A 25,740-nucleotide genomic window follows, 5' to 3' on the forward strand; every position below is an offset into this window, starting at 1 on the left:
ATATCAGGAACAAGTAGCCATTCAAACTATTGCATGTATTCATGAGAACAATTGAAGGAGGAGAAGTCATTCATGACAGATCAAAAAACATTTTATTTGACAACACCGATTTATTATCCAAGCGACAAGCTACACATTGGGCATGCGTACACAACGGTAGCAGGTGATGCGATGTCTCGTTACAAACGTTTGCGTGGATACGAGGTGCGTTATCTGACAGGCACTGATGAACATGGCCAGAAGATTGAGCGTAAAGCTCAGGAGAAAGGTTTGTCTCCACAGGCCTTTGTTGATGAGATTGTCGCAGGCATTAAAGAACTGTGGAACAAGCTGGACATCTCCAATGATGATTTCATTCGCACAACCGACGAACGTCACAAAACAGTTGTACAAGATATCTTTGATCGTTTGCTGAAGCAGGGAGATATTTATAAAGGTGAGTACGAAGGCTGGTACAGCATACCGGATGAAACCTATTACACCGAAACGCAGCTGGTGGATGTAGAAAAGAATGAACAAGGCGAGATTATCGCGGCTAAAAGTCCAGACAGCGGTCATCCAGTGGAACTCGTCAAAGAAGAATCATACTTTCTCCGCATGAGTAAATACGCTGATCGTTTGCTGAAATATTATGAAGAGAATCCTGGTTTTATTCAACCGGAATCCCGTAAAAATGAGATGATCAACAACTTCATCAAGCCGGGTCTTGAGGATTTGGCTGTATCGCGTACAACCTTTGAGTGGGGTGTCAAAGTTAAAGGCGATCCGAAACATGTCGTTTACGTATGGATTGACGCGTTGTCCAACTACATTACAGCACTGGGCTACGGTTCTTCGGATGCTTCATTGTATGACAAGTTCTGGCCTGCGGATGTTCATCTGGTGGGTAAAGAGATAGTTCGTTTCCATACGATTTACTGGCCAATCATGCTGATGGCGCTGGATCTGCCTTTGCCGAAAAAAGTATTTGCTCATGGCTGGTTGCTGATGAAAGATGGTAAAATGTCCAAATCCAAAGGGAATGTGGTAGATCCGGTAACCCTTATCGATCGTTACGGTCTGGATTCCCTTCGTTACTATTTGCTGCGTGAAGTGCCGTTTGGTTCGGATGGTACATTTACACCGGAAAGCTTCGTAGAGCGTGTGAACTCCGATCTGGCGAACGACCTGGGTAACCTGCTGAACCGTACCGTAGCGATGGTTGACAAGTACTTTGAAGGCAAAGCTCCTGCGTTTGCTTCCAATGTAACGGAATTTGATGCTTCGCTGGAAGAAGCAGGACATGCAACGGTGGAAAAAGTGGAGCAGGCGATGGAGAACCTGCAGTTCTCTGTAGCGCTTACGGCCATCAGTCAATTTGTTAGCCGCAGTAACAAATATATTGACGAAACACAGCCATGGGCTCTGGCACGTGATGAAGCGAAACGGGATGAGCTGGCATCCGTGATGTCCCATCTGATCGAAAGCTTGCGAATTGCTTCCATTCTGTTGCAACCGTTCCTGACTCGTGCGCCGCGCAAAATTTGGGAACAGCTGGGTATCCAAGAAGGTGAGCTGACGGCTTGGGATTCAGCGAAACAATGGGGTATCGTTCCTGCAGGCAACGCATTGCACAAAGGTGAGCCGATCTTCCCGCGTCTGGATGCTGAACAGGAGATTGCTTATATCTCTGAAGCGATGACAGGTGGACAAAAGGCTGCACAGCCCGATATGAGTCAGCCAGAAGCAGGATCGGAAGCTTCGGCTGCAGTAGAGCCTGTAACTGCACCTGAAGGCAAGGAAGAGATTGGTATTGATGATTTTGCCAAAGTTGAGCTACGTGTGGCACAAGTTATCGCTTGTGAGCCTGTTAAAAAGGCAGATAAGTTGCTCAAGCTACAATTGGATCTTGGTTATGAGCAACGTCAGGTTGTATCTGGTATCGCCAAGTTTTATTCGCCAGAAGAGATGGTTGGACGTAAAGTCATCTGTGTGACCAATCTTAAACCAGTAAAACTGCGTGGAGAGCTGTCTCAAGGTATGATCCTGGCAGCTTCTCATGGGGATCAGTTAACCTTGGCTACCGTACCAGACAGCATGCCTAACGGCGCACAAGTAAAATAAACAGATTCCATAAGCAACACAATACAATAAGCATGATCAATCGTGCAGAGATTGTCACAAGTTTGAACCAAGGGTGGTCCGAAGTAATTCGGACCGCTTTTTTATGCTTAAAATAGATCTGATAATAGGCGAACAAGCATATATTGTTATGAACTCCGTACTTCGGGAAAGAATGAATGGGACATGAGCCTTGACAATTGGGGGTATGTTACCTATAATTCTTTCAGTAATGTTTACGATTAAGAGATGCGGAGTGAATCATATATGACTTTTATTCAAAAGAAGAGACTTGCACGATTAGATCGATCCAGCAAACTTGGAAAACGGAGTACAATGAAGCTACTTTGGAGCGGTCTGCTTATACTTAGTCTGCTTGTACTGTCTGCATGTGGGCAGAACAGCGAGAATACAGCCAAAATTGTTGAAGGTAAAGTTAATGTAGTGACGACATTTTACCCGGTATATGCGTTTACTGCGGCGATTGGCGGAGAGGATGCTAATGTCATCAACCTGCTGCCTACAGGAGTAGAGCCGCATGACTGGACACCGAAGAGCCAAGATATCGTGAATACATCCAAGGCACAGCTTTTTCTGTACAATGGTGCAGGTCTGGAGGGATGGGTGCCAAACTTTTTGAAATCACTGAACAGTGATACAAAAGTAAAATCAGTTGCAGTCAGCGAAGGTGTCAAGTTGTTAGCAGCAGAAGGGGACGATGGTCACGGACATGGTGAAGAGCATGAGGATGAACATGCCGACGATCATGCAGACGAGAGTGGCAATGAGGAACAGGTAGCTGACCATCACATCGATCCTCATACATGGGTTAGCCCCAAATCAGCAATGATCATGGCGGAAAATATCAAGAACAGTTTAGTCGAAGTTGATTCTGAACATAAAGCAGGTTACGAGCAACGTTATGAGGAGCTACGCACCAAGCTGGAGGCACTGGATCAGCGTTTCACGAATGAATTGGCAACCGTAGCAAACAAGGAAATTGTAGTATCACACCAAGCGTTCGGTTATCTTGCACGCGATTATGGCTTGAAGCAACATGCTATCATGGGACTGTCGCCGGATGCAGAACCAACAGGACAGGATATTGTGAAACTGGCTAAACTGGTCAAAGATGAAGGTATCAAGTATATTTTCTTTGAAGAGCTGGTGTCGGACAAATTAGCTAAAACACTGGCTAGTGAAGCAGGGGTAGAAACGATGGTACTCAACCCAGTGGAAGGACTGACTCAGGAACAGGTGAACAACAAAGATGATTATTTCACCCTGATGGAGAAAAATTTGCAAAATCTGCTGATCGCATTAAAATAAGAAGAATGAAGGTCAATGTCCAGAAGTCTTTGCTGTCCATCGGCGAAGACTTTTGGAATGTTTAGGACGTGTCTTGAAACCTTGCTTTCTTCAGAGTTTTCAGACACGGCCTAGCAGTATATTTACGTATTTTTATTTATTATGAAGGGCGGCTTTGCCATGCAGCAAATCATGCCATTATGTCATGATCCGATTATCGAGATTGAGAATTTGTCTTTTTCCTACGGGGATCAGCGTGTGATTCAAAATCTCAATTTTATGGTTCAGCAGCGGGATTTTGTAGGTATTATCGGTTCGAACGGAGCGGGAAAAACTACGTTGCTTCGCATGCTGGTAGGACTTTTGCCTCCTGCACAAGGAGATATCAAGTTGTTCGGACAGTCGATTCGCAGATTCAAGGACTGGAACCGGATCGGATACGTGCCGCAAAAAAATGCGTTTAATCCGCTGTTCCCGGCGACTGTTCGTGAAGTTGTCATGTCTGGCTTATATAACAACAAGAACATGTTCCGCCGTATCTCTCGTCAAGGCCAACAGCAGTGCATTGATGCGATGCAGGTGATGCGAATTGAGGATATAGCGCATAAACGTATTGGACAACTGTCGGGCGGTCAGCAACAACGGGTCTTTTTGGCTCGTGCGTTAATTAATCACCCGGATCTATTGATCCTGGATGAACCTACCGTAGGGATTGATGCGGAGTCACAAGCCAGTTTTTTTGAACTGATTACCCACATGCATGAACATCATCGGATGACGTTCCTGATGGTGTCTCACGATATGGACCGAATGGAGAGTTATCTAGGCGCGGAAGCTGCCCTCACCAATGGCAAGATTCATTTCCATGTGCGTCATTCACATGAAATCGAGGATTGTGCAGAGACTAACCTGCAGCATACTACCGCACAGGTTCGCTAGTTATGTTTGTGGACCATTAGATTAACGAGGCCGAAGGAGTCGTGTTTGTTTTGGAAATATTATGGAGTGATTTTTTTCAGCGTGCCCTGGCAGGGGGATTACTTATCGGCATTACTGCACCGCTGATTGGAGTGTTTCTCGTACTGCGCAGACTGTCGATGATCGGAGACACGTTGTCACATGTGACAATCGCGGGAGTAGCGCTTGGTTTTCTAATCGAGGTGTATCCGATCGGGGTAGGTTTGATTTTTGCGGTACTCGCATCGTTTGCCATTGAAAAGCTGCGTAAGGCATATAAGACTTATGCGGAGTTGTCCATCGCTATTATTATGTCTGGAGGCGTAGCTCTGGCTTCGCTGTTTTTCACACTGGGAAAAGGGTATAACGCCGATGTTATGAGTTATTTGTTCGGCAGCATCTATACGCTGGATGCAACGGACCTTAAGCTGGTTGGTATCGTGACATTAATCGTTGTTATTGTGGTTGCCTTCTTACATAAAGAGTTTTTCCTGCTGAGCTTTGAGGAAGATGCAGCTGCAGTCACAGGTTTGCCAGTCAAAATGCTGAACATGTTAATTACAGTGATGACAGCACTGGTGATTAGTACGGCGATCAAGATCGTAGGAGCTTTGCTCGTATCTGCATTGTTGACTATTCCTGTAGCTGTTAGCCTGCTCATGGCTCGAAGCTTCAAATCAGCGATTATTCTGTCGGTAGTAATCGGAGAGATAGCTGTTGTGATTGGGCTGGTTACTGCGGGGATCTGGAATCTGGCGCCAGGAGCCACAATTGTACTGCTGTTAATTGGCATGTTGATTCTAACGATGATTGCCAAAAAAGGATTCCGTGCCTGACATACTAATGACTAAATATTAATAAGCAAGTGAGCCCAAGGGAAGGGAGACATTGCTTCATGCCTGATGTTAATGTTTGGCTGGCATTCGTTGCCGGCCTCGCTTCTTTTATTTCACCATGTTGTCTTCCGCTGTATCCTTCATACCTCTCGTACATCACAGGAATGACCGTGCAACAGTTGAAGGATGATCGTAATCAGCGTGAGGTGCGCTTGAAGACACTAACCCATACACTGGCGTTTATTCTCGGTTTCTCTGCTGTATTTTATTCACTTGGTCTTGGTGCCGGATTGTTTGGTCAGTTCTTTAATGATAATCGTGATTTGATTCGTCAATTGTCAGCGATTTTGATTATGTTGATGGGCCTGTTTTTATTAGGCATTTTCAAACCACAGTTTTTGATGAAAGAACGTAAACTTGATATGAAATGGAAACCAGCCGGTTATCTCGGTTCATTTATTTTCGGTATCGGTTTTTCAGCTGGGTGGTCGCCTTGTATTGGACCAATCCTTACAGCTATTATTGCGATGGCTGCGAGTGAACCCTCAACTTGGCTTAAACTAATCACAGGTTATACCATTGGATTTGCGCTACCATTCTTCGTTCTGGCTTTTTTCATCGGATCTACACGTTGGATTCTGCGGTATTCAAATATCATGATGAAGATTGGCGGAGCATTAATGTTGTTAATGGGCATCTTGCTGTTCACCGATCAGATGACCCAAATTACAATTTGGCTGCAGCAGATTACTCCAGAATGGATGATCAATTTAACGTGAGAACTTCGAATTAACTTCAAATTATGCAAAATAAATTACACCAAACAAAGCAGGGAGTATGAACCAGAAAAGTACTGGAACATGCAACCTGCTTTTTGATCTGAACCTATAGGAAGATACGTAAATTAATTTGAATTGAACTTTTTACAAAACGGGACTGATCATTGCTCTAGATTTTAAGTGAAATAATCAATGTTGGCTAACGGGAAATGTTCAAAAATGCGTTCTGTAATGAACTCGCGCAGGGCATCTTGCTGATCATCTTTATAGACGTATTTATATTGGCCCCAACGACCCCATTTCATTTTCCGCTTCTCAATATCCATCTCAAGCTTTGTTTTGGGATATCGCTTCTCAATAGTGGCTTTGGCCGTTTTGGTGAAACGATGCTGGATCATTTCAAAAGTGAGATCCTTGGTCGCTTCTTCAGGCAATGTATCAGCGAGCTTTTGAAGTAACTCCGCATAACCTTCTTGCCAGCCATCATACCACATGATTGGAGCGATGATGAAACCAAGCGGATAACCGGCACGGGCAATTTTACCCGCAGCTTCAATTCGCTCTTCAAAGCGAGAGGTGGCAGGTTCGAAGTTTTTGATGACATAGTCCGAATTGACACTAAAGCGGATACGCGTGTGACCATTATGCTTGATGCCCAGAAGTGGATCGACATGATGATATTTCGTAACAAAGCGAAGACGGCCGTATTCCTCATCAGCCATAAAACGAATGAGATCACTCAAGTTCTCCGTGATATGTTCCAGGCCGACGGGATCGGATGTACAAGCTGCTTCAAAACGGGTGATTTCAGGTTTTCGTTCCTCGATATATCCTTTGGCAGCCTCAATAATCTCTTCCGTGTTTACATACACACGAACATAAGGTTTGGCACCGAGGGTGGTTTGAAGATAACAATAGTGACAATGCCCCATACAACCTGTGGAGATGGGAATCGCATACTCTGCTGAAGGTTTGGACTGGTCAAACTTAAGTGTTTTGCGTACACCAACAACGAGAGTCCGTTTGGCAATTCGGTATTTCTCCTGTTCCGTCTCCCCGGGCAGGTTTGTGATTCGATTGTGCGAAGTGGTCATCTGATAAGGGATGTCTTGGGATGTGACCCATTCCATTATCCGTTTACCTTTTTCATATTCAAGCGCACCGGGTTCAAAATACACCAAATCGGGAATAAAGGGTTTAGTACCCTTTGCTCTACGAACAGGGGGCTGGGCAACGCTTGTGCTCACAGAATCACTCCTTTCAGTACGAAACTGTCCTTAGTTTGCCTCGTCTGAAGGAAAGTCACGCCTGCCAAATCCTTGTGTACAGACATGAACCGAAATGGGTAGGACTTGCCAATGCATATTGATAACATGTATCATTAGAAGATAGGGACCAGGTACGTAGAACCGGTCAGAGAGAAGAGAGGGAAGCAGATGCCAACGCCCAGTATGGAAGACTATTTGGAGCGTATATACAAATTGATTGATGAAAAGGGCTATGCTCGTGTGTCTGATATAGCTGAAGGACTGGAAGTGCATCCTTCATCCGTGACGAAGATGATCCAAAAGCTGGACAAGGACGAGTACCTGATCTATGAGAAGTACCGAGGGCTGGTATTGACGCCAAAAGGAAAAAAGATGGGCAAACGATTAATGGAGCGCCATCATCTGCTGGAGCAGTTTTTAACCACCATCGGTGTGCAGGAAGAGAACATTTACAATGATGTGGAAGGCATTGAACATCATTTGAGCTGGGATTCCATTACTTGTATAGAATCCCTGGTGGAATATTTCCGTCAGGATGAGAGTCGCCTGCAAGATCTCAAAAACCTTCAGGATATCATGAGTAACACGGAATCTTGAACTTTGAATTCATAAGGTAACGAACTAAAAGAAGCTTTTTGCCAATGGTATGGCAAGGAGCTTTTTTATTTTTTGAAATTTTAATCTGCCCAAAATCTGGTCAATTTCGCAACTAAACCGGTATTTCAAGCGTCTATTAAACTAGTAGAATTTACCGCAAATTTTAATGATGTAGGAGGATTGTATTGATGAGATTGCGTAAAGGTTTATTGCTTCTGCTGATTTTTGTATTAGGTCTGCAGACAACGGGACTGACTGCTCAAGCAGCTGCTACAAAAGAGATCTCTATTTTTCTGGATGGTCAGCGTTTGGAATCGGATGTTTCGCCTTATATATTGCCTAAGGTGAACGTAACGATGGTTCCGTTGCGTGTCATTAGTGAAGGATTGGGTGCTTCTGTGTTATGGTCCCAGGTAACCCGGACGGTGACGATTCAGAAATCGGATTCGATTATAACGATGACGAGTGGACGACAACAAGCGAATGTTGACAACACCGTGGTTAATTTGGATGCGTCAGTGCAACTAAAACAGGGACGCGTCATGGTTCCCATTCGTTTTGTAAGTGAGAATCTCGGGATTCAAGTGAACTGGAATCAGGCTGCTCAGACTATTGATTTGTATACTGGAGAGGCGACTATACCAACACCTGAACCAACACCAGCAACACMATCAGAGCCGGGAGGGGTTGTTACGCCAGCAACCGATGAGATGCGCGGAGCCTGGATTTCGACGGTCAATGGCGATTGGCCATCTTCTGGCGCGAAAGGCAACATAGAGAAACAGAAGCAGGAGTATACGAGCGAGTTGGATCAATTGAAGGACATGGGCATCAATGCTGTATTTGTACAAGTTAGAGCAAATGCAGACGCCATTTATCCTTCCAATCTTGCGCCTTGGAATAGTGTTCTGACAGGAACGCAGGGTAAAGATCCCGGCTACGACCCACTAGCTTTTATGATTGATGAAGCACACAAGCGCGGGTTCAAATTCCATGCTTGGTTCAATCCATTCCGGGCAACCAACTCGGCAACAACGTCTAATCTGGCTGCCAACCATATTTCCAAGATTAATCCAGAGTGGATTGTAAATGCATCAGGCAAACTATATATTAATCCAGGTATACCGGAAGCAAGACAGCACATTATGGATACCATTATGGAAGTTGTAAATAAATATAATGTGGATGGCGTACATTTGGACGATTACTTCTATCCTTCCAATGTGACCTTCAATGATGATGCTGCCTACAAAATGTATAACACGTTAAATACAACAGATCGCGCAGCTTGGCGCCGTGACAACATTAATCAGTTTGTTCAGCAACTCGGACAGAGTATTCATCAAGTGAAAGCTAATGTAGAGTACGGTATCAGTCCTTTTGGTGTATGGCGTAACAAAGCAAATGATATCACTGGGTCGGACACCAAAGCAGGCGTAACGGCCTATGACAGCATGAATGCAGATGTCCGGATGTGGATCAAACAGGGCTGGATCGACTACGTTGCACCTCAAGTGTACTGGAGCATGACCTTGAGCGCTGCAAGATACGATAAAGTCGTGGATTGGTGGGTTAATGAGGTAGCGAATACCAATGTAAAATTGTACATCGGCCACGCTCCTTATAAACTGGGGACGCCAGAGATTGGATGGCAGACATCCCAAGAGATCATTGATCAATTGACCTACAATAAGAAGTATCCATCCATTGGTGGAGATATATATTTCAGTTCCCAGTATCTTACCAAAAACCCGCTGGGCTTGATCGATCGGCTGAAAGCTTACTATGGAATGTAGTGTCACACGCTAACGTTTCCGTATAAACATTTTCTTATTCATCACATCATATAGTTATATGACCAACCCCTTTTCTCATACAGTGGCAGTAGCAAGCATGGCTGCCTGGAGAACGGGGGTTTTTGGTATGTTAATTAACGGAGTATTTGAGGGTGGGGGCGTGAAGGGAATCTCACTTGCAGGGGCTGTACAGGGAGCGCAGGACTGCGGAATGCAATTTAATCGGGTTGCCGGTACATCATCCGGTTCGATTGTTGCTGCCCTTCTGGCTGCCGGATATCGGGCTGAAGAGATGAAAGTGATTATTGAGAGCACACCGTTTGCTTCGCTATTACAACGATCACCTATATTTAATACACGTTGGATCGGCCCGGCAGCAAGGCTGTTTTTGAAAAAAGGTCTATATTCGGGAGAAGCGCTGGAATCATGGATAAGCAAGATGCTGGCGCAAAAAGGAATACGAACCTTCGCTGATTTGCCACCCGGTAAGCTGCTGATTACAGCTTCTGACATTACTAACGGCAACATTCTTGTTCTGCCCGATGATATTCGGCGCTTTGGGATCGAACCAACAAAGCTTGAGGTGGCCAAGGCGGTACGGATGAGCTGCAGTATTCCCTATTTTTTTGATCCGGTTATCATCCGGAAATCACCGATCATGTCCAAGGGATTAGCCTTTCAGGATCAGTTTGTGTATGTCGTGGACGGGGGGCTGCTTAGTAATTTTCCGCTTTGGTTGTTTGATGGAGAACGTGCGGAGTCAGGGCGAGAGATTATACCAGTGGTTGGTTTCAAAATGGTAGGTAAAACCGAAGTGGAGCCGACGCGGATCAAAGGGCCACTCACCATGCTGCAAGCGCTTGTAGAGACGATGCTGACTGCTCACGATGAGCGTTACATTGAACAGATCAACCGGTTTCGTACAGTTAAGATTCCTACGCTTGGCATTAAACCGACCCAGTTTAATCTTTCCGTTCAGGACAGTACAAACTTATATCGGTCTGGCGTCGCCTCTGGTCTGGAGTTTTTCAACACATGGAATACGAAGATTTATAACGAACAATTGGAGAAGCAGCGCAAAGAACTTCGCAAGAAACAGGCGGATGCACCGCCGCTGGTTCCTGTATAAAGACTAAAAAAGCAATTCTCCTTTGCTGAGGAGAATTGCTTTTTGGGTTTTGTTTTTACCGTTAATCTGGAACAGACCCAGCAGTACGATGACAAATTAGTGATACTTCGGAATGTCCTCGTCGTTGTTTTTCCCTTTTTGGCCTTGAATCACCTGGAAAGGATAGTCCTTGCGTTTCTTAGACGAACTGCTTTTTCTGGCATTGGCATGATGCTGTGCATTCACTTTAGCCATCGTTTTAGCCGAAGGTTTAATCTTCGGTGTTTTGGCTTTTCGTGACCAACGGGCAGGTGGATATTTGTACAGCAGGAACACCACACCGAATACAATCAGAGGGATGAGAATACTGGACAATGAGGCTCTAGTCAAAAAACTGATGATTCCAAAAGAAGCCAGCACCACGACTACCCAGAAAACAATGGCCTGCTTATTCATATCATTCACCCTTTCACAGGATCAAATGTGGCTACAGGAACTTCAGATGTGGACGAAACGTTGGCAAGCTTGGCATCCAGTTCGAGCATGCGGTTAAACGATGCAATGGATACTTCTACCTGAGCGTTCGTAGGTTCTTTCGTTGTAAGTAGTTGCAGCCACAGGCCCGGATATCCCAAATAACGAAGGACAGGAATATCACGAAGCGAATTCGTGATCTTGAGCAGTTCGAACGAAACGCCCAGCACGACTGGCAGCAAGAGCAGACGCTGTCCCATCCGTTCCCATAAATTATCATATGTGAACACAGAGTACAGGAATATACCGATAATAACGGTCAACATGATAAAGCTACTTCCACAACGGTAATGCAATCTGCTGTACTTCTGAACATTTTCTGGCGTCAACTTCTCTCCAGCCTCATATGCACTAATGACTTTATGCTCTGCTCCATGGTATTGAAACAAACGTTTGATCATCGGTGTCTGCGAGATCAACCAGAGATAGGCGAGTAACAAGATCAGTTTGATGACACCTTCCAATACATTATGCAAGAATTGATTGTCGAATACATTTTTAAATAAGAAGTCCTCGATCACAACAGGAAGCAGCGTCAACACAATTTTGCCGAAAAGGAAGGACAGGATGGCGACAGCCGTCACACCAATTATCATGCTAAGGCTCCATCCGGACCCTTGTTTCTCTTGTTGTTTGGCTTTTTCTTCCGGTTCCAGTTCATCATCAGCATAAGCGTCAGCAGAGTAGTTAAGATGTTTGCTGCCTTTGACACTTGAATCTATAATGCTGACAATTCCGCGCAATAAAGGAATCCGCCGCAATTTCATGACCCAGGTCTTGTCTTGCTTGGGAACTTCCAGATACGTAATTTCGCCGTCTTTTCTGCGAACAGCCGTAACATTGACGTGTTTACCGCCGAACATTACACCTTCGATAACGGCTTGCCCCCCGTAGCTGACAGGCTTGGATTGTTGAGGCAAATTATTCACCTTCCTATTCTGTTCTAAGCCTTTACAGTGAAAGGCAGTTTAATATCCTTATTGTATCGAATTTGGAGAGCAATTTCTAGTTTAGAGACCAATCTGCAAGAGAAGCTGTTAAGATTGTCCTGTTTTGAACATACTACGGCCTAGAACTGTGAGAAAATATCTGGCATGCCTGCGAGATCATCTTGCGAAGAAGGGGACGTTAGTGATGAACAATCATAACCATGAGGAAGTAACCACGAATAGTAGCCACGAAGAAAAATCAGATCAGCATAAACATAGTCAACACTCGCAAGAGCGTGACGATAAAGAGATCAAGCGGCGCTCCGCACCGAAGCAGGGGGAGGCGCACTATTATACAAATCGATTTTCCTTTGCACTGGAGTTGGGGTTCTTTGCCGGTTTGATCTGGGGCGGTATTCATTGGCTGTTCCATCTGCTGCATTTTACCGTAGTACCTGTCGGTTTTCTGGCAGAGCCGTTCTTCAAACATAAATATATCTATACTCCGGCAGGTCATCTAACAGGTTGGCTATGTTTTATCGTGTTTTCCATCTTTGCTTCGCTGTTATATACCTTTACCATCCGAAAATTAAAAGGGCCGTTCCCTGGCATGGTATACGGGATCGTGTGGTGGATTATCCTCTTTATCCTGCTTGGCCCCAAACTGGGTATGATGAAACCGCTGAACCGTTTGACATGGGATTCAATTTTCACAGAAATATGTTTCTTCCTTCTTTGGGGGCTGTTCATAGGATACACTGTAGCGATGGAGTATACCGACGAACGGAAACGTGAGCCCGAGAGCGCAGGAGCCTAGACGCAAAAAAGCTTCTCAATCCGGTAATGGCTGTGTTAAAATAGCAGATGGTTATTTGCAGAGAGGGTGGAGCAGCGATGAAACGAATTATTGTGATCAATGGCCCGAACCTGAATATGCTTGGTGTTCGTGAACCAGGTATCTATGGAACGCTTAGTCTGAAGGATATTGAAGACAAAATTCGCAGACAGGCTGAAGAACTGGGAGTCTCCATCGCTTTTTATCAATCCAACCACGAAGGGGACATTATTGACCGCATTCATGCCGCAATGGGTGAGGCAGAGGGTATCATGCTGAATGCCGGAGCGTTTACACATTACAGCTATGCTATACGTGATGCAATCAATGCCGTTAAAGTTCCTACCGTGGAGGTTCATCTATCCAACATTCATGCACGCGAAGCGTTCAGACATCATTCAGTACTTGCAGCGGAAACAATCGGGCAGATTGCCGGATTTGGTGAAGTAAGCTATGAACTGGGATTGCTGGCTCTCGTGCGTCATCTGGACAAACAAACCTGAGCCGGGAACCCGGGAATGTGAGAGAAAGAAGGGTTACCGATGGAAAACAAAAGAGTACACAAGTTACGCGAGGCGATGGCTGTGCGTGAACTCAAAGCAATGCTGATTACAAACCCGATTAACCGTCGTTATATGACGGGATTTACAGGCTCGGCGGGATATGTGCTTATCACAGAGCAGGAAGCTTATTTGCTTACTGATTTCCGTTATATGGCACAGGCATCCTCACAAGCCAAAGGTTTCAACGTTGTGGAGCACGGTGTAAAACCGATGGATTCTGTACGTGATTTGCTGGTAGCAGCTAACATCAGCGAAGTTGGCTTCGAACAGGATTCCGTCACATTTGGTACGCATGCTTCCTATGCGGAATCGTTGCAATCGGTTAAACTTACAGCAGTAACCGGTATTGTTGAGCAACTTCGGATGTTCAAGGATGCTGACGAAATTGCGGTGATGCAGCGAGCCGCAGATTTGGCAGATGCCACATTCAGCCACGTTTTGCAATTTGCGAAGCCGGGTATGACCGAACGTGAAGTGGATCTGGAAATGGAATTCTTCATGCGAAAGCATGGAGCGACCAGCTCTTCCTTTGACACGATTGTTGCTTCAGGAGAACGTTCTGCGATGCCTCATGGTGTAGCAAGCAGCAAAGTGATCGGACAGGACGAACTGATTACGTTTGACTTCGGTGCGTTGCTGGACGGATACTGTTCCGATCTGACACGTACGATTGCAACAGGCAACCCTGTTCCTGAGCTACGCAAGATTTATGACATCGTACTGGAAGCACAGTTACATACGCTGGAGAACCTGAAACCAGGTATGACCGGACGGGAAGCGGATGCACTTGCTCGGGATATCATTGCAGGTTATGGATATGGAGAACAGTTTGGACACAGTACAGGCCACGGCCTGGGTATGGAAGTCCATGAATCTCCTCGTTTGTCCAAGCTTAGCGATGATGTATTGAAACCGGGTATGGTGGTTACGGTTGAACCGGGGATTTATATTGATGGACTTGGCGGCGTACGGATTGAAGATGACGTTGTGATTACCGAAACAGGTATCCATATTCTTACGAAATCGGACAAAAAGTTCACCGTTATTGGCTAGAATACCCAAACACTTTTTACTTATATCAGGAGGGATTTTTTGTGATTTCAGTTAACGATTTTAAAACAGGTTTGACCGTGCAAGTAGACAATGATATCTATACCGTTCTTGATTTCCAACACGTAAAACCAGGTAAAGGCGCAGCTTTTGTACGTTCCAAATTAAAAAACCTTCGTAACGGTAACACAGTTGAAAAAACGTTCCGTGCAGGTGAGACGATTGGCCGTGCGATTATCGAAAACCGCGGTGTATCTTATTTGTATGCAAGTGGTACAGAGCACACGTTTATGGATAACGAAACATACGATCAATTCACGCTGACTAGCGATCAACTGGAGTGGGAATTGAACTTCCTGAAAGAAAACATGAACGTGAAAATCGTTAGTTACCAAGGTGAAATCCTGGGTATCGACCTGCCTACAAGCGTTGAGCTGAAAGTTATTGAAACAGAGCCAGGCGTTAAAGGTAACACAGCACAAGGCGCTACGAAAAACGCGAAAGTGGAAACAGGTCTGAATGTACAAGTTCCTTTGTTCATCAATGAAGGCGATGTGCTTCTGATCGATACTCGTGAAGGTAAATACTCTTCCCGGGCGTAATTTCACTTGCTGTAAGCTTGAAAGCACGAATGAAAACCCTTTGCCATGCATGTGGCAAAGGGTTTTTTTGAAAAAAGATTAGCCTAAGAGGCGCTTTCGTAATATACTGGGTTAAAGTCATTTCTCGTAGAGAATAATGACGAAAGATATCAATTGATGCATACTGCACAAGGTAGGGAGTGGATTTGCGTTGTCATTGTACGTCATGAAATTTGGGGGCAGCTCGGTCGGAGATACAGAACGCATGAAGCGTGTAGCCGGACGTGTTGTGGAAAAAGCGGATGAAGGACATCAATGTGTCGTTGTGGTTTCGGCCATGGGGGATACTACAGATGATTTGATTGATCAGGCGAAGCTGCTAAACAGCGATCTGCCTTCTCGTGAAATGGATATGTTGTTAACGACAGGAGAACAGATTTCAATCTCCTTATTGTCTATGGCCATTCAGGCACTTGGACGCAAAGCGGTATCCTTTACAGGGTGGCAAGCGGGATTCAGAACCGAGGCGGTGCATGGCAAAGCTCGAATTCAGGATATCCGTCCTGAGCGTGTTAATGCTGCGCTCGCTGAAGGCAACATCGTTATTGTTGCCGGTTTCCAAGGGATGACGGAAGACGGCGAGATCACTACTCTGGGCCGCGGTGGTTCGGATACAACAGCAGTTGCGCTTGCAGCTGCCATTCAAGCGGACGCTTGTGAGATCTATACGGATGTGGACGGGATCTATTCCACAGATCCGAGGATCGTCAAAGTGGCACGCAAACTGAAAGAAATATCCTATGACGAAATGCTGGAACTTGCGAATTTGGGGGCGGCGGTGTTGCATCCTCGTGCTGTAGAGTACGCGAAGCATTCCGGTGTACCTCTGATTGTAAGATCAAGCTTTAACCATAATGAAGGAACGGTTGTGAAGGAGGAAGCAGCAATGGAACAAGGGGTAGTGGTAAGCGGAATTGCGTATGACAAAAACGTAGCACGGATTAGTATTTTAGGTGTGCCGGATGTTCCGGGTGTTCTTGCCGAAGTATTTGGTGAACTGGCTTCCGAGCAACTGGATGTGGATATTATCGTTCAGAGCGGTGTACAGGATGGCAAAGCGGACTTCTCCTTCTCGGTTGCACTGTCTGATCGTGAGAAAGCACTTCGTGTTATTGAAGGTCTGCACAGCCGTTTACCTTATCGCGAAGTCACCTCCGAAGAGAATCTGGTTAAAATCTCCATTGTTGGTGCAGGTATGGTGAGCCATCCAGGTGTGGCTGCCAAAATGTTCAAGGTAATCTCTGGTGAAGGTGTAAGCATCAAGATGGTCAGCACGTCTGAGATCAAGGTGTCATGCGTTATTGATGGAGAGAAGCTTCATGATGTGATTAAAGCTCTTCACACAGCGTATGATCTGGATACGGCTGAGCAAGCCGTAATCGGTGGGCCGGAAGTTCGCAGATAACATATAAATACAGTCGAATTGGAAGAGGTGTACCGTTGCCAACAGCGCAGCAGTACACCTCTTTTTATTGTATCTACAGCTGTTTGCACATATGACCTCCTCGTAATTTCCGGTAAGGTTTCAACTCATTTCCTTCCCTCATCTCTGGCACACAATCCAATAGATTTAACTGCGAACAGTAGTTGACATCATGCATTCTCCCCAGCTTATCAAGCCTTCGTGCACTGGATGATGTTCGAACCAAATCCGTTATTCGATCCTGACATTGTGATACAGCCTGGTGAAGAATGATGCCAAGATCGTTTAGCTGCAGCGAAGAATGGGTCTGACGATACAATTCTTCTATAATGCATCCCGCACATAAGCCATCCTCCAATGCAAAATCATCTTGTTCTCCTGCACACAATAACAGGATGTCCCGTTGCAATTCAATAAGAGCAGTAGCAACAGCTTTTACATTTAAGAAGGAACCGGCGAGAATATGTCTTGCTTTGGACGCCTTGATCAAAGCTCTTGTACCGTCTGTCGTGGTCAGGATGATGATTTTGTGTGCAATGTCGCCACTCATATATTCATAGGGGGAATTTCCCGCCTCGAATCCGGTTATTTTTTTGTCAAAACGTTCTCCGCCTCGAATGCTGTTTCGCACCTCCAACTGCTTGGCTTGGGGAACAGTCTCTGTAGCAATGACACCTGCAGCATGATGAGCCAGGGCGGTCACAATTGTACTTGTTGTTTGCAAAACATCAATGACCACCACACTCCGACCCTCAATATCTATAGTACGTACTTCATTTACATTACCTACAACGTCGACACGCACGCCCCACAACTCCTTTCTGTTCCCAGGTATCGATGCATCTGCTTCTCAACCGGAACAGTCCATTCTATCTGCAAGCACTATATGCATCTATGCCTAGACGGGTGCCTAGAACAAGGATGTCTATGAATTTTGAATCTCAAGCCTCATCGTGGAAAAATGATAGATTTCAGCGTCATAAAATGAATGTACAGGCATAAACTTGAGATATGAACAAGATCAGAGATGCAATCATGATGAATTACAAAGTTGGAGGAGCTTACACATGAAAGTGAAATGGAGGGATCTTTTTCCGGAACCCATCCGAACCATCCTTGGCAGAATGCCGCCCGCTCTATTGGAACAGGTGGAAGAAGTTCGAATTCGAGAAGGCAGGCCCTTGGAAATCAATGCAGGGAACAATTATCACTTCCTTACATCAGAAGGCGTACCAACAGGAAAACCTGAGGAAGCGTATATTCCTCAAAAAGAAGTGACGCACAGACTGCTTGATCTGATAAGCAATCACTCGCTCTATACCTTGGAAGAAGAACTGAGAAAGGGATTCATCACGATCCCCGGAGGGCACCGAATCGGACTTGCTGGCCGGACGGTACTCAGCGGAGGGCGTGTAGAATATTTACGGGACATCAACGGCTTTAATGTCCGTGTCGCCCGCGAAGTACAGGGAATTGCTGATCCGATTCTTCCATATTTGCTCGATATGAAGAGTGGACAGGTGCTGCATACGCTGATTCTATCTCCGCCACAACAGGGCAAAACAACGTTACTGCGAGATTTGGCAAGACAGATCAGCAACGGCAATCATCTGTCCAGCGGCGGCGAACTAAGACAGGGGATACGCCCACGTCTGAAAGTTGGAATTGTGGATGAACGTTCTGAAATTGCTGGAAGTTACAGAGGCGTCCCTGGTTTTGATGTAGGTCCACGCACTGACGTGATGGATGGGTGTCCAAAGGCTGAAGGGATGATGATGATGCTTCGTTCCATGTCACCTGATGTGCTAATAGTGGACGAGATCGGTCGGCCGGAGGATGCCGAAGCTGTTATGGAAGCTCTGCATGCCGGTGTTTCAATTATTGCCACTGCGCATGGACGGGACTTGTCTGAACTATCTGCAAGACCCGCCTTGAGAACACTGATTGCTGAGCAAATGTTTCAGCGCTATGTACAACTAAAGAGGACGAGCCGAGGCATGAGCTTCCAGCTTGCAGACGGCAAGATGAGAGGGCTCCAGCAAGCCGGAGCTGGAGGTGAAGCCTTTGGTTAATATGCTTGGTGCGGTGCTGATTATGTTAGCGAGCACACTCGCCGGCTTTTACAAAGCTAGGCAATATGCATTGCGACCAAGGCAGTTGCGAGAATTGATTGCTGCGCTGCAGCGGTTGATGACAGAAATCAATTATGGGTTAACGCCGCTCCCAGATGCGATGAGCAAGATGGGAGCTCAGACCAAAGACCCGATAAGAAGCCTTTTTTTACACGCAGCTGCACAGATGGAACCTCCACACGGCCTTACGGCCCGGGAGAGTCTTCAGGCGGGTGTAGAAGAGGTGTGGGGAAGATCTGCCATGAAGTCAGACGAGCGGGAAGTTATGCTGCAGTTGAGTTTCAGCCTTGGCACCAGTGATCGTCAGGATCAGACGAAACATATTTCTTTAGCCATTCAGCAACTTATGCATGAGGAATCCCGCGCACAGGCCGATCAAGTAAGGTACGAACGTATGAGCCGCAGCCTGGGGATGCTTGTCGGAGCGTTAATCGTCATTCTGATCTTCTGAAATAGCCGGGATAGCGAGGTGCCAAGGTCATGAATCTAGAAGTGAACGCAATCTTTCAAATTGCGGGCATTGGAATCATTATAGCGATGATTCATACGGTGCTGAAACAAATGGGAAAGGAAGATATGGCTCACTGGGTGACCGTAATCGGATTTGTCGTTGTACTGTTCATGGTCGTCCGAATGCTGGACAGCCTGCTGCAAGAGATTAAATCCATATTTCTTTTTCAATGAAAACGGTCATAAAGCCGGATGGTGGTGACCCGTGGAGATTATTCAAGTTGTTGGTCTGGCACTCATTGCAACTGTATTGATTTTAGTTATTAAAGAACAAAAGCCGATGTTTGCCTTTCTGATTGCGGCAGCGACCGGAGTAGTAATCTTTATGTTGCTAATTGGCAAGATTGGTGCAGTCATCGAAGTGCTGAAACGTCTTGCCGAAAATTCTGGAATGGAAAGCATCTATCTGAAAACAGTACTGAAGATTATAGGCATTGCTTACATTGCTGAATTTGGCGCTCAGATTGTCAGGGATGCAGGGCAAGAGAGTATCGCATCCAAGATTGAACTTGCTGGCAAAGTGTTGATTCTTGTACTTGCTATTCCAATCATCAGCATTATTATCGAAACCGTCATGAAACTGATGCCGGTGTAGAAAGGGCGTGCGGATAACAGATGAAATCTTTGCATGACAAGCCGCGCTGGCGCCTCATGATTATGCTGATGGTTTGTTTAATGGTTGGTCTAATTGGACAGGTCGCGGCAAGTACACCTTCAAACGAGTGGATGCAGCAGCAGGCCGATCAGCTTCCGAAAGATCAGGTGGAGAAATATTGGGATCAGCTGATGAAGCAATACGGCGGTTTTTTTCCGGAAGGGAAAACACCATCCTTCATGGACATGCTGATTCCCGGGAATGAAGGATTCAGTCTGAAGTCGGTATTCTCTGCGATTGGCACGTTTACGCTACACGAGATTTTATATAATGGCAAACTTCTAGTCACGATCGTCATGTTAACGGTGCTAAGCATGATTCTGGAAACACTGCAAACCGCATTTGAAAAAAACAATATTAGCAAGATTGCTTATTCGATCTGTTATCTGGTCATTATTATCATTGCGATCAACAGCTTCAGCGTGGCGATTGGGTATGCAAAAGATGCCATATCCAGCATGATCAACTTTATGATGGCGATGGTTCCACTTTTGTTCACACTGCTTGCTTCGATGGGCAATGTTGTCACCGTTTCGGTGACTCACCCATTGATCATTTTTATGATTCATCTTGTTAGTACACTGATCCATCTGTTGGTTTTCCCGCTGCTCTTTTTCTCAGCTGTGCTGCATCTGGTTAGTTCACTCTCTGATAAATACAAATTGACACAAATGGCAGATCTGTTACGCAACATTAGTGTAGCCTTGCTAGGCATTTTACTGACGATGTTTCTGGGTGTCATTTCAGTACAAGGGGCCTCAGGGTCGGTTGCCGATGGTGTCAGTCTGAAGGCAGCCAAATACATTGCAGGAAACTTTGTACCTGTAGTAGGCAGGACATTTGCAGACGCAACAGATACAGTCATCACAGCATCACTGCTTGTCAAAAATGCGATCGGGCTGACCGGTGTGATTATAATTTTGTTTCTCTGTGCATTCCCGGCCATCAAAATTCTTGCACTGGCCTTGATATACAACGTGACTGGTGCGATTATGCAGCCACTTGGGGAGACTCCGATCGTAGATTGCTTGCAAGCGATTGGCAAAAGCATGATTTATGTATTTGCTGCACTGGCTGCGGTCGGGCTCATGTTTTTCCTGGCGATTACAATTCTGCTCACCGCAGGTAATTTGACCGTCATGATGCGTTAAATGCCTACCGATTGGGAAAGGGGCTGAAGAGGATGGGGTGGCTGAGCAGCTGGCTGCAGGATCTGATCATGATCGTTTTACTTGCAACGTTTGTAGATATGCTGCTTCCAAATCGCTCTATGGAACGGTACGTCAAGCTTGTGCTGAGCCTTCTCATCCTGCTGACCCTGTTATCCCCCATCACTAGACTGCTACGAAGTGATCCGATAGGCGAATTGAAACGAGCTATGACAGCCATGGATGCCCCAACAGACGGTCAAGCAACGCTAGAACAGATTCTCGCTCAGGGGAAGAAAATGCAAGCGAGCGAACAACAGCAGTCCTTGAAGTGGACAGCCAAGGAAGTGGCAAGCACCATGAAAGGGCAGATTGAAGAAATGACCGGCGCGAAAGTTCAGTCTGTTGAGGTGCAACTTGCAATGAAGAAACAAGAAATGGATTCCGAAATGACCACTTCAGTTGAGTTGCCTGTCATTCAGCATGTTGAGGTGAAGCTGGCAGGTAAGAGCGTCGGTTCAGGGCTTGATACAGAAGGAGCAGAACCTGTGAGTAGCAGCCCGATGCCAGAAACGAAAGATTCCTCAGTGCAAGATGAGACTAAGCCCGGTGATCAAGAGATCCAGGTCGAGCCGATCGAAATTGCCAATGTGCAGATTGATTCAAACAGTGAACAATCAAGCATAGGGCAAACACCGTCTAAACAATCAATCGAAAGACCTGTTAACCGTAACAATAGTGAAGATTCTAATGCACAGCAAGCAGGTGTTTCACGGTCTGAACACGCAGTACAGATCATCACGTTGCTTAAAGAGAAATGGAAAGTTGATGCAAGCCAAGTACGAGTGACCGATACGAAAAATGCAGAAGTGCTCTGAGAAGGAGGGGATCCGATGAAACAATGGTTTAAAAAGCTGGAAACCTTGCTGGGCGGTGGTGAAGGTGGTGCGAAGCGCAGTCAAACCTTACGATGGCTAATTATTCTGGGACTGATCGGTGTGGGCATCATGCTGTTTAATTCCTTTGTTAACGTCAAAAAAATTGATTCTGAAAACATCGGGCGAGAACCCCCTGAACAAGCAAGCTCCATATCGACCATCCAGAATGATTTGCTTGAAGAGAACCCTTTTCAGGCGATCGAAATTGCTTTTGAAGACAAGATCAAAGGAGTCCTGGAAAATATCGTTGGCGTAGGCACCGTTGATGTAATGGTTACTGTGGATTCCACGGAAGAGCTGGTTGTACAGCGAAACGTCAAAGATTCACAACAGCTTACTGAAGAGACGGATGCTAATGGTGGAAAAAGGCATATGACGCAGTATACCCGCGACGGAGAAATCATCACGTATGAATTGTCAGGAGACCAGACGCCCATTGTCACCAAAAAGCTCAAACCGCAAATCCGCGGAGTGCTCGTTGTGGCGAGAGGTGCAGAGAACAAGGTTGTGAAAGACCTGATAACAGATGCTGTTGAAAAAGGTTTGAACGTAGCAGCGTACCGGATCTCGGTCGTTCCGCGCAAACAGGATTGAAGCATTCATCTACAAATTACATGAAATAGATTGGTCAGAATCAACCTATTTTGAGGAGGATATTCTAAATGAATAACAAACGTCAAACGATATGGCTTGTCTCCATGCTGAGTCTGATGGTTATCTTGTCTGCATATTATCTGTTTACTGAAGATTCAGGTCCTGTTAATCCCCCTGTTGCTGACAGTCAGCAAGTGGACAGTATGAAATCGGGAGAGGCGAAGGAAACCGCTGGTATTCTTGATCCAACAGAAGGCTTGGTTATCAACGAAGTTGTGAATAGCGGAGAAGTAACTGGTGATTCGGGTGTAGCCAATCCAGCTGAAAATGCAACGGGAGCGAAGGGACAGGAATCAGGTAATACCGAAAAAACACCTGCCACTGAACCAGGCACAAAAGAAGGGGAAGTGGATAAAAAGACTGAAGATAGTGCGGAAAAAGGAGCAGCTACCACACCAGAAACCGAAGGGAAAACAGAAGGTAAGGCTTCCAAAACAGATGAGGAAGTGCTCAAAGAGATGGAACAGCAAAATACCACTGTATCGGCAAGCAGCCAGTTCCAAAACTACCAGTGGCAACGTGAAGAGAGCAACAATCGCAAATATGAGGAATTGATGACCATTGCAGGTGATTTGAGTAAAACGCCGGAAGAAAATGCAAAAGCGACAGAACAGCTACGTGCGCTTGAAGATAAAGAAGCCAAAATTACAAGTATTGAAGAGACACTCTCTCAACAGTATGCAAATGCCATCGTTGAGGAGGAAGCTGATAAGTATAAAGTGGTTGTTCTGAGTGATAAACTGGACGTTAAACAGGCGGTTTCCATTGTGGATCTGGTCATGAAGGAACTGGCTGTATCACAGAACAAAATTAGCGTGCAATATGTCACAGAACAGTAAGTGGAAATGTGATAAAGAAGCCCAGGGAGCCAGTTCGACTCTCGGGCTCTTTCCATTTTTAATGATTATGATATAATACTAAAAGCCATATGACCGTCCTAGTGAGACTGGCATGATGCCGAAGGAGTGAATAATGGAAATGTTTAAATTGAGTGAAATTAAAGAACTGATCAAATTGGTTGATGAAAGTTCCGTTCAGGAATTGGAAATTGAAAATGAAGGATCGCGTTTATCGATCCGCAAACCGGGTAAAACGGAGTTCGTACAGGCTACTGCCGTACAACCGCAAATGATTGCTGCTCCGCAGGTACAACCTGCCGCTGCAGTTGTGAGTGAGGCTGCTCCACAAGCTGATACAACAAGTCATTTACATAAAATTGTATCTCCGATGGTAGGTACATTTTACAGAGCTTCCTCTCCGGAAGCGGGTCCTTTTGTGAGCGCGGGTGACAAAGTTGTTGAGAAAACAACGGTATGCATCATCGAAGCCATGAAGCTGATGAACGAGCTTGATGCGGATATCAAGGGAGAAATCGTTGAAGTACTGGTTGAAAATGGACAGCTTGTCGAGTATGGACAACCTCTGTTCCTGGTTAAACCGGAATAACGGTATTACGGTTTAACATCAGCCCCATGAGCTTCGAAGGAGGACAATAACGAAATGAAATTTCATAAAATATTGATTGCCAATCGTGGTGAAATCGCTGTGCGCATTATTCGTGCCTGCCGCGAGGTTGGCATATCTACAGTGGCCGTTTACTCGGAAGCGGACAAGGATTCCTTGCATGTCCGTTTGGCAGACGAAGCTTACTGTATCGGACCAACACTGTCGAAGGACAGTTACCTTAACTTTACCAACTTGATGAGTGTAGCCACATTGACGGAATGTGATGCTATCCATCCGGGATATGGCTTTTTGGCCGAGAATGCTGATTTTGCGGAAATCTGTGATTCCTGTAACATTACATTTATTGGTCCTTCACCAGAAGCCATCACGAAAATGGGTGACAAGGCTGTTGCCAAGCAGACCATGAAGGATGCAGGCGTACCTGTTATCCCTGGATCAGACGGCCTTGTAGAAACAACGGAAGAAGCGATTTTGATCGGCCGTGATATCGGTTATCCTGTCATTATCAAAGCTACCGCTGGCGGCGGTGGTAAAGGAATTCGGATCGCTGAAGACGAAGAGCAGTTGGTGAAACAGATCACGGCTGCACAGCAGGAGGCTCAGAAAGCATTCGGTAATGCCGGTGTTTATCTGGAAAAATTCCTGACCGGCATGAAACATGTCGAGATTCAAATTATGGCTGACAAGCACGGCAATGCAGTACATCTTGGCGAGCGAGACTGTTCGGTTCAGCGCCGTCGTCAGAAGCTCGTTGAGGAAGCACCTTGCCCTGTGATTAACGAAGAAGTGCGTACGCTGATGGGTGAAGCTGCTGTCCGGGCTGCCCTTGCTGTGAATTACTCTGGAGCGGGTACACTTGAGTTCCTGCTTAGTCCTAATGGCGAGTTCTACTTTATGGAGATGAACACACGTATTCAGGTTGAGCATCCGGTAACCGAAATGGTGACTGGCGTGGATCTGATCCGTGAAATGATCTCTGTTGCCGAAGGGAACCCGCTCTCTTTCCGTCAGGAGGACGTAGTTATTAACGGATGGTCGATTGAATGCCGGATTAATGCTGAAGATCCTGACCGTAACTTTATGCCTGCACCAGGCAAGATCGGTTTTTACCTTGCACCTGGTGGTCCAGGGGTTCGTGTGGACAGCGCAGCCTACCCTGGTTACACAATCTCACCATTTTATGACTCCATGATTGCAAAATTGATCGTTTGGGGTGCAACTCGTGATGAAGCGATCGCTAAAATGAAACGTGCTTTGGCAGAGTTTGCGATTGAAGGTATTTCCACAACGATTCCGTTCCATCAGAAACTTCTGGAGCATCCAACGTTTATTCGCGGGGATTTTGATATTAAATTTCTCGAGGAAAACGAGATTTAACAGTCATATTGGGCTTGTTTGTCATAAACCAGCCCAAATGATATAGTATGTAATAATAAGAGCGCATGTCTCCTGCATCGGATAAGCCCGCACACCAGCGGATGGTTGCAGGAGTTCCGGTAAAGCCGGACCGGA

Annotated in this window: 27 protein-coding genes; 23 read left to right on the top strand and 4 right to left on the bottom strand. The window is 45.7% G+C overall.

From position 1 onward, the window contains the following. Positions 1-72 precede the first annotated feature (72 nt). The 5 genes from metG (at position 73) to AB4Z30_RS00420 (ending at position 5,980) form a co-directional block, all read left to right on the top strand. Complete coding sequence (metG, locus tag AB4Z30_RS00400; protein ID WP_441922195.1) at positions 73-2,103, top strand: methionine--tRNA ligase; 2,031 nt, start codon at positions 73-75, stop codon at positions 2,101-2,103. 333 nt (positions 2,104-2,436) lie between these two features. Further along, positions 2,437-3,429 carry a metal ABC transporter solute-binding protein, Zn/Mn family gene (locus AB4Z30_RS00405; protein WP_441922830.1) on the top strand — a complete coding sequence of 331 codons (993 nt, stop codon included), beginning with the start codon at positions 2,437-2,439 and terminating at the stop codon, positions 3,427-3,429. A gap of 159 nt (positions 3,430-3,588) precedes the next feature. Then, positions 3,589-4,347 (top strand): metal ABC transporter ATP-binding protein, encoded by a 759-nt coding sequence (locus tag AB4Z30_RS00410; protein ID WP_441922197.1) that lies wholly within the window; start codon positions 3,589-3,591, stop codon positions 4,345-4,347. Between the two features lie 50 nt (positions 4,348-4,397). Further along, positions 4,398-5,201 carry a metal ABC transporter permease gene (locus AB4Z30_RS00415; protein WP_441922199.1) on the top strand — a complete coding sequence of 268 codons (804 nt, stop codon included), beginning with the start codon at positions 4,398-4,400 and terminating at the stop codon, positions 5,199-5,201. Positions 5,202-5,260: 59 nt separating this feature from the next. Next, positions 5,261-5,980, top strand: a complete 720-nt coding sequence (locus AB4Z30_RS00420; protein ID WP_441922201.1) for a cytochrome c biogenesis CcdA family protein — start codon at positions 5,261-5,263, stop codon at positions 5,978-5,980. Between the two features lie 176 nt (positions 5,981-6,156). Here the strand turns inward: AB4Z30_RS00420 and splB are convergent, their stop codons facing one another. Then, on the bottom strand, positions 6,157-7,227 hold the full coding sequence (gene splB, locus AB4Z30_RS00425; RefSeq protein ID WP_441922203.1) for a spore photoproduct lyase: 1,071 nt from the start codon (positions 7,225-7,227) through the stop codon (positions 6,157-6,159). A gap of 189 nt (positions 7,228-7,416) precedes the next feature. Between splB and mntR the strand changes: the two genes are divergently transcribed. The 3 genes from mntR to AB4Z30_RS00440 all read left to right on the top strand — a co-directional run bounded on the left by mntR (position 7,417) and on the right by AB4Z30_RS00440 (position 10,770). Further along, positions 7,417-7,845, top strand: a complete 429-nt coding sequence (gene mntR, locus AB4Z30_RS00430) for a transcriptional regulator MntR (RefSeq protein WP_441922205.1) — start codon at positions 7,417-7,419, stop codon at positions 7,843-7,845. 188 nt (positions 7,846-8,033) lie between these two features. Then, on the top strand, positions 8,034-9,641 hold the full coding sequence (locus AB4Z30_RS00435) for a family 10 glycosylhydrolase (protein WP_441922207.1): 1,608 nt from the start codon (positions 8,034-8,036) through the stop codon (positions 9,639-9,641). A 127-nt stretch (positions 9,642-9,768) separates the two neighbouring features. After that, positions 9,769-10,770 carry a patatin-like phospholipase family protein gene (locus tag AB4Z30_RS00440; protein ID WP_441922209.1) on the top strand — a complete coding sequence of 334 codons (1,002 nt, stop codon included), beginning with the start codon at positions 9,769-9,771 and terminating at the stop codon, positions 10,768-10,770. Between the two features lie 96 nt (positions 10,771-10,866). On the opposite strand, the gene AB4Z30_RS00445 is transcribed toward AB4Z30_RS00440, so the two are convergent. Both AB4Z30_RS00445 and AB4Z30_RS00450 read right to left on the bottom strand, forming a co-directional pair. Continuing rightward, the gene (locus AB4Z30_RS00445) at positions 10,867-11,205 is read right to left on the bottom strand and encodes a hypothetical protein (protein WP_441922211.1); all 339 of its coding nucleotides are present in this window, start codon (positions 11,203-11,205) and stop codon (positions 10,867-10,869) included. A gap of 5 nt (positions 11,206-11,210) precedes the next feature. Further along, on the bottom strand, positions 11,211-12,203 hold the full coding sequence (locus AB4Z30_RS00450; RefSeq protein ID WP_441922213.1) for a DUF1385 domain-containing protein: 993 nt from the start codon (positions 12,201-12,203) through the stop codon (positions 11,211-11,213). A 214-nt stretch (positions 12,204-12,417) separates the two neighbouring features. On the opposite strand from AB4Z30_RS00450, the gene AB4Z30_RS00455 reads away from it, so the two are divergent. From AB4Z30_RS00455 to AB4Z30_RS00475, 5 genes are all read left to right on the top strand, one after another. Next, positions 12,418-13,029, top strand: a complete 612-nt coding sequence (locus AB4Z30_RS00455) for a YqhR family membrane protein (RefSeq protein WP_441922215.1) — start codon at positions 12,418-12,420, stop codon at positions 13,027-13,029. 77 nt (positions 13,030-13,106) lie between these two features. After that, complete coding sequence (aroQ, locus tag AB4Z30_RS00460; protein WP_441922217.1) at positions 13,107-13,550, top strand: type II 3-dehydroquinate dehydratase; 444 nt, start codon at positions 13,107-13,109, stop codon at positions 13,548-13,550. Between the two features lie 39 nt (positions 13,551-13,589). Further along, on the top strand, positions 13,590-14,663 hold the full coding sequence (locus AB4Z30_RS00465) for a M24 family metallopeptidase (protein WP_441922219.1): 1,074 nt from the start codon (positions 13,590-13,592) through the stop codon (positions 14,661-14,663). 41 nt (positions 14,664-14,704) lie between these two features. Continuing rightward, a complete protein-coding gene (efp, locus tag AB4Z30_RS00470; protein WP_441922221.1) occupies positions 14,705-15,262 on the top strand; it encodes an elongation factor P in 558 nt (185 codons plus the stop codon). A 190-nt stretch (positions 15,263-15,452) separates the two neighbouring features. Beyond that, positions 15,453-16,706: an aspartate kinase gene (locus AB4Z30_RS00475; protein WP_441922223.1), complete on the top strand. Its 1,254-nt coding sequence runs from the start codon at positions 15,453-15,455 to the stop codon at positions 16,704-16,706. Between the two features lie 73 nt (positions 16,707-16,779). Here the strand turns inward: AB4Z30_RS00475 and AB4Z30_RS00480 are convergent, their stop codons facing one another. Then, entirely contained in the window at positions 16,780-17,529 is a 750-nt protein-coding gene (locus AB4Z30_RS00480; protein ID WP_441922225.1) for a 2-phosphosulfolactate phosphatase, read from the bottom strand. 262 nt (positions 17,530-17,791) lie between these two features. Here AB4Z30_RS00480 and spoIIIAA point away from each other — a divergent pair, with 262 nt between their 5' ends. The 10 genes from spoIIIAA to accC all read left to right on the top strand — a co-directional run bounded on the left by spoIIIAA (position 17,792) and on the right by accC (position 25,605). Continuing rightward, entirely contained in the window at positions 17,792-18,796 is a 1,005-nt protein-coding gene (spoIIIAA, locus tag AB4Z30_RS00485; protein WP_441922227.1) for a stage III sporulation protein AA, read from the top strand. Beyond that, a complete protein-coding gene (gene spoIIIAB, locus AB4Z30_RS00490) occupies positions 18,789-19,307 on the top strand; it encodes a stage III sporulation protein SpoIIIAB (protein WP_441922229.1) in 519 nt (172 codons plus the stop codon). The genes spoIIIAA and spoIIIAB overlap by 8 nt, the downstream gene beginning before the upstream one ends. Positions 19,308-19,336: 29 nt before the next feature. After that, on the top strand, positions 19,337-19,540 hold the full coding sequence (spoIIIAC, locus tag AB4Z30_RS00495; RefSeq protein ID WP_017687585.1) for a stage III sporulation protein AC: 204 nt from the start codon (positions 19,337-19,339) through the stop codon (positions 19,538-19,540). A gap of 31 nt (positions 19,541-19,571) precedes the next feature. Beyond that, positions 19,572-19,961, top strand: a complete 390-nt coding sequence (spoIIIAD, locus tag AB4Z30_RS00500; protein ID WP_123062262.1) for a stage III sporulation protein AD — start codon at positions 19,572-19,574, stop codon at positions 19,959-19,961. 56 nt (positions 19,962-20,017) lie between these two features. Next, positions 20,018-21,172 (top strand): stage III sporulation protein AE, encoded by a 1,155-nt coding sequence (spoIIIAE, locus tag AB4Z30_RS00505; protein WP_441922832.1) that lies wholly within the window; start codon positions 20,018-20,020, stop codon positions 21,170-21,172. 32 nt (positions 21,173-21,204) lie between these two features. Continuing rightward, positions 21,205-22,047, top strand: coding sequence for a stage III sporulation protein AF (gene spoIIIAF / locus AB4Z30_RS00510; RefSeq protein ID WP_441922233.1), 843 nt, complete (start codon positions 21,205-21,207; stop codon positions 22,045-22,047). 15 nt (positions 22,048-22,062) lie between these two features. Further along, positions 22,063-22,701 (top strand): stage III sporulation protein AG, encoded by a 639-nt coding sequence (gene spoIIIAG / locus AB4Z30_RS00515; protein ID WP_441922235.1) that lies wholly within the window; start codon positions 22,063-22,065, stop codon positions 22,699-22,701. A gap of 68 nt (positions 22,702-22,769) precedes the next feature. Continuing rightward, the gene (locus AB4Z30_RS00520; protein WP_441922237.1) at positions 22,770-23,600 is read left to right on the top strand and encodes a SpoIIIAH-like family protein; all 831 of its coding nucleotides are present in this window, start codon (positions 22,770-22,772) and stop codon (positions 23,598-23,600) included. A 139-nt stretch (positions 23,601-23,739) separates the two neighbouring features. Then, positions 23,740-24,207, top strand: a complete 468-nt coding sequence (gene accB, locus AB4Z30_RS00525; RefSeq protein WP_441922834.1) for an acetyl-CoA carboxylase biotin carboxyl carrier protein — start codon at positions 23,740-23,742, stop codon at positions 24,205-24,207. A gap of 54 nt (positions 24,208-24,261) precedes the next feature. Beyond that, complete coding sequence (gene accC / locus AB4Z30_RS00530) at positions 24,262-25,605, top strand: acetyl-CoA carboxylase biotin carboxylase subunit (RefSeq protein ID WP_441922239.1); 1,344 nt, start codon at positions 24,262-24,264, stop codon at positions 25,603-25,605. Positions 25,606-25,740: the final 135 nt, after the last annotated feature.

The organism is Paenibacillus sp. 2TAF8 (assembly GCF_052114825.1).
Classification (GTDB): domain Bacteria; phylum Bacillota; class Bacilli; order Paenibacillales; family Paenibacillaceae; genus Paenibacillus.

Bases quoted from the DNA above. Each gene is read 5' to 3' on its own strand.
- metG (WP_441922195.1), top strand. From the start codon at position 73: ATGACAGATCAAAAAACATTTTATTTGACAACACCGATTTATTATCCA.
- AB4Z30_RS00405 (WP_441922830.1), top strand. From the start codon at position 2,437: ATGAAGCTACTTTGGAGCGGTCTGCTTATACTTAGTCTGCTTGTACTG.
- AB4Z30_RS00410 (WP_441922197.1), top strand. From the start codon at position 3,589: ATGCAGCAAATCATGCCATTATGTCATGATCCGATTATCGAGATTGAG.
- AB4Z30_RS00420 (WP_441922201.1), top strand. From the start codon at position 5,261: ATGCCTGATGTTAATGTTTGGCTGGCATTCGTTGCCGGCCTCGCTTCT.
- mntR (WP_441922205.1), top strand. From the start codon at position 7,417: ATGCCAACGCCCAGTATGGAAGACTATTTGGAGCGTATATACAAATTG.
- AB4Z30_RS00440 (WP_441922209.1), top strand. From the start codon at position 9,769: ATGTTAATTAACGGAGTATTTGAGGGTGGGGGCGTGAAGGGAATCTCA.
- AB4Z30_RS00445 (WP_441922211.1), bottom strand. From the start codon at position 11,205: ATGAATAAGCAGGCCATTGTTTTCTGGGTAGTCGTGGTGCTGGCTTCT.
- AB4Z30_RS00455 (WP_441922215.1), top strand. From the start codon at position 12,418: ATGAACAATCATAACCATGAGGAAGTAACCACGAATAGTAGCCACGAA.
- aroQ (WP_441922217.1), top strand. From the start codon at position 13,107: ATGAAACGAATTATTGTGATCAATGGCCCGAACCTGAATATGCTTGGT.
- AB4Z30_RS00465 (WP_441922219.1), top strand. From the start codon at position 13,590: ATGGAAAACAAAAGAGTACACAAGTTACGCGAGGCGATGGCTGTGCGT.
- spoIIIAA (WP_441922227.1), top strand. From the start codon at position 17,792: ATGAAAGTGAAATGGAGGGATCTTTTTCCGGAACCCATCCGAACCATC.
- spoIIIAC (WP_017687585.1), top strand. From the start codon at position 19,337: ATGAATCTAGAAGTGAACGCAATCTTTCAAATTGCGGGCATTGGAATC.
- spoIIIAE (WP_441922832.1), top strand. From the start codon at position 20,018: ATGATTATGCTGATGGTTTGTTTAATGGTTGGTCTAATTGGACAGGTC.
- spoIIIAF (WP_441922233.1), top strand. From the start codon at position 21,205: ATGGGGTGGCTGAGCAGCTGGCTGCAGGATCTGATCATGATCGTTTTA.
- spoIIIAG (WP_441922235.1), top strand. From the start codon at position 22,063: ATGAAACAATGGTTTAAAAAGCTGGAAACCTTGCTGGGCGGTGGTGAA.
- AB4Z30_RS00520 (WP_441922237.1), top strand. From the start codon at position 22,770: ATGAATAACAAACGTCAAACGATATGGCTTGTCTCCATGCTGAGTCTG.
- accB (WP_441922834.1), top strand. From the start codon at position 23,740: ATGTTTAAATTGAGTGAAATTAAAGAACTGATCAAATTGGTTGATGAA.
- accC (WP_441922239.1), top strand. From the start codon at position 24,262: ATGAAATTTCATAAAATATTGATTGCCAATCGTGGTGAAATCGCTGTG.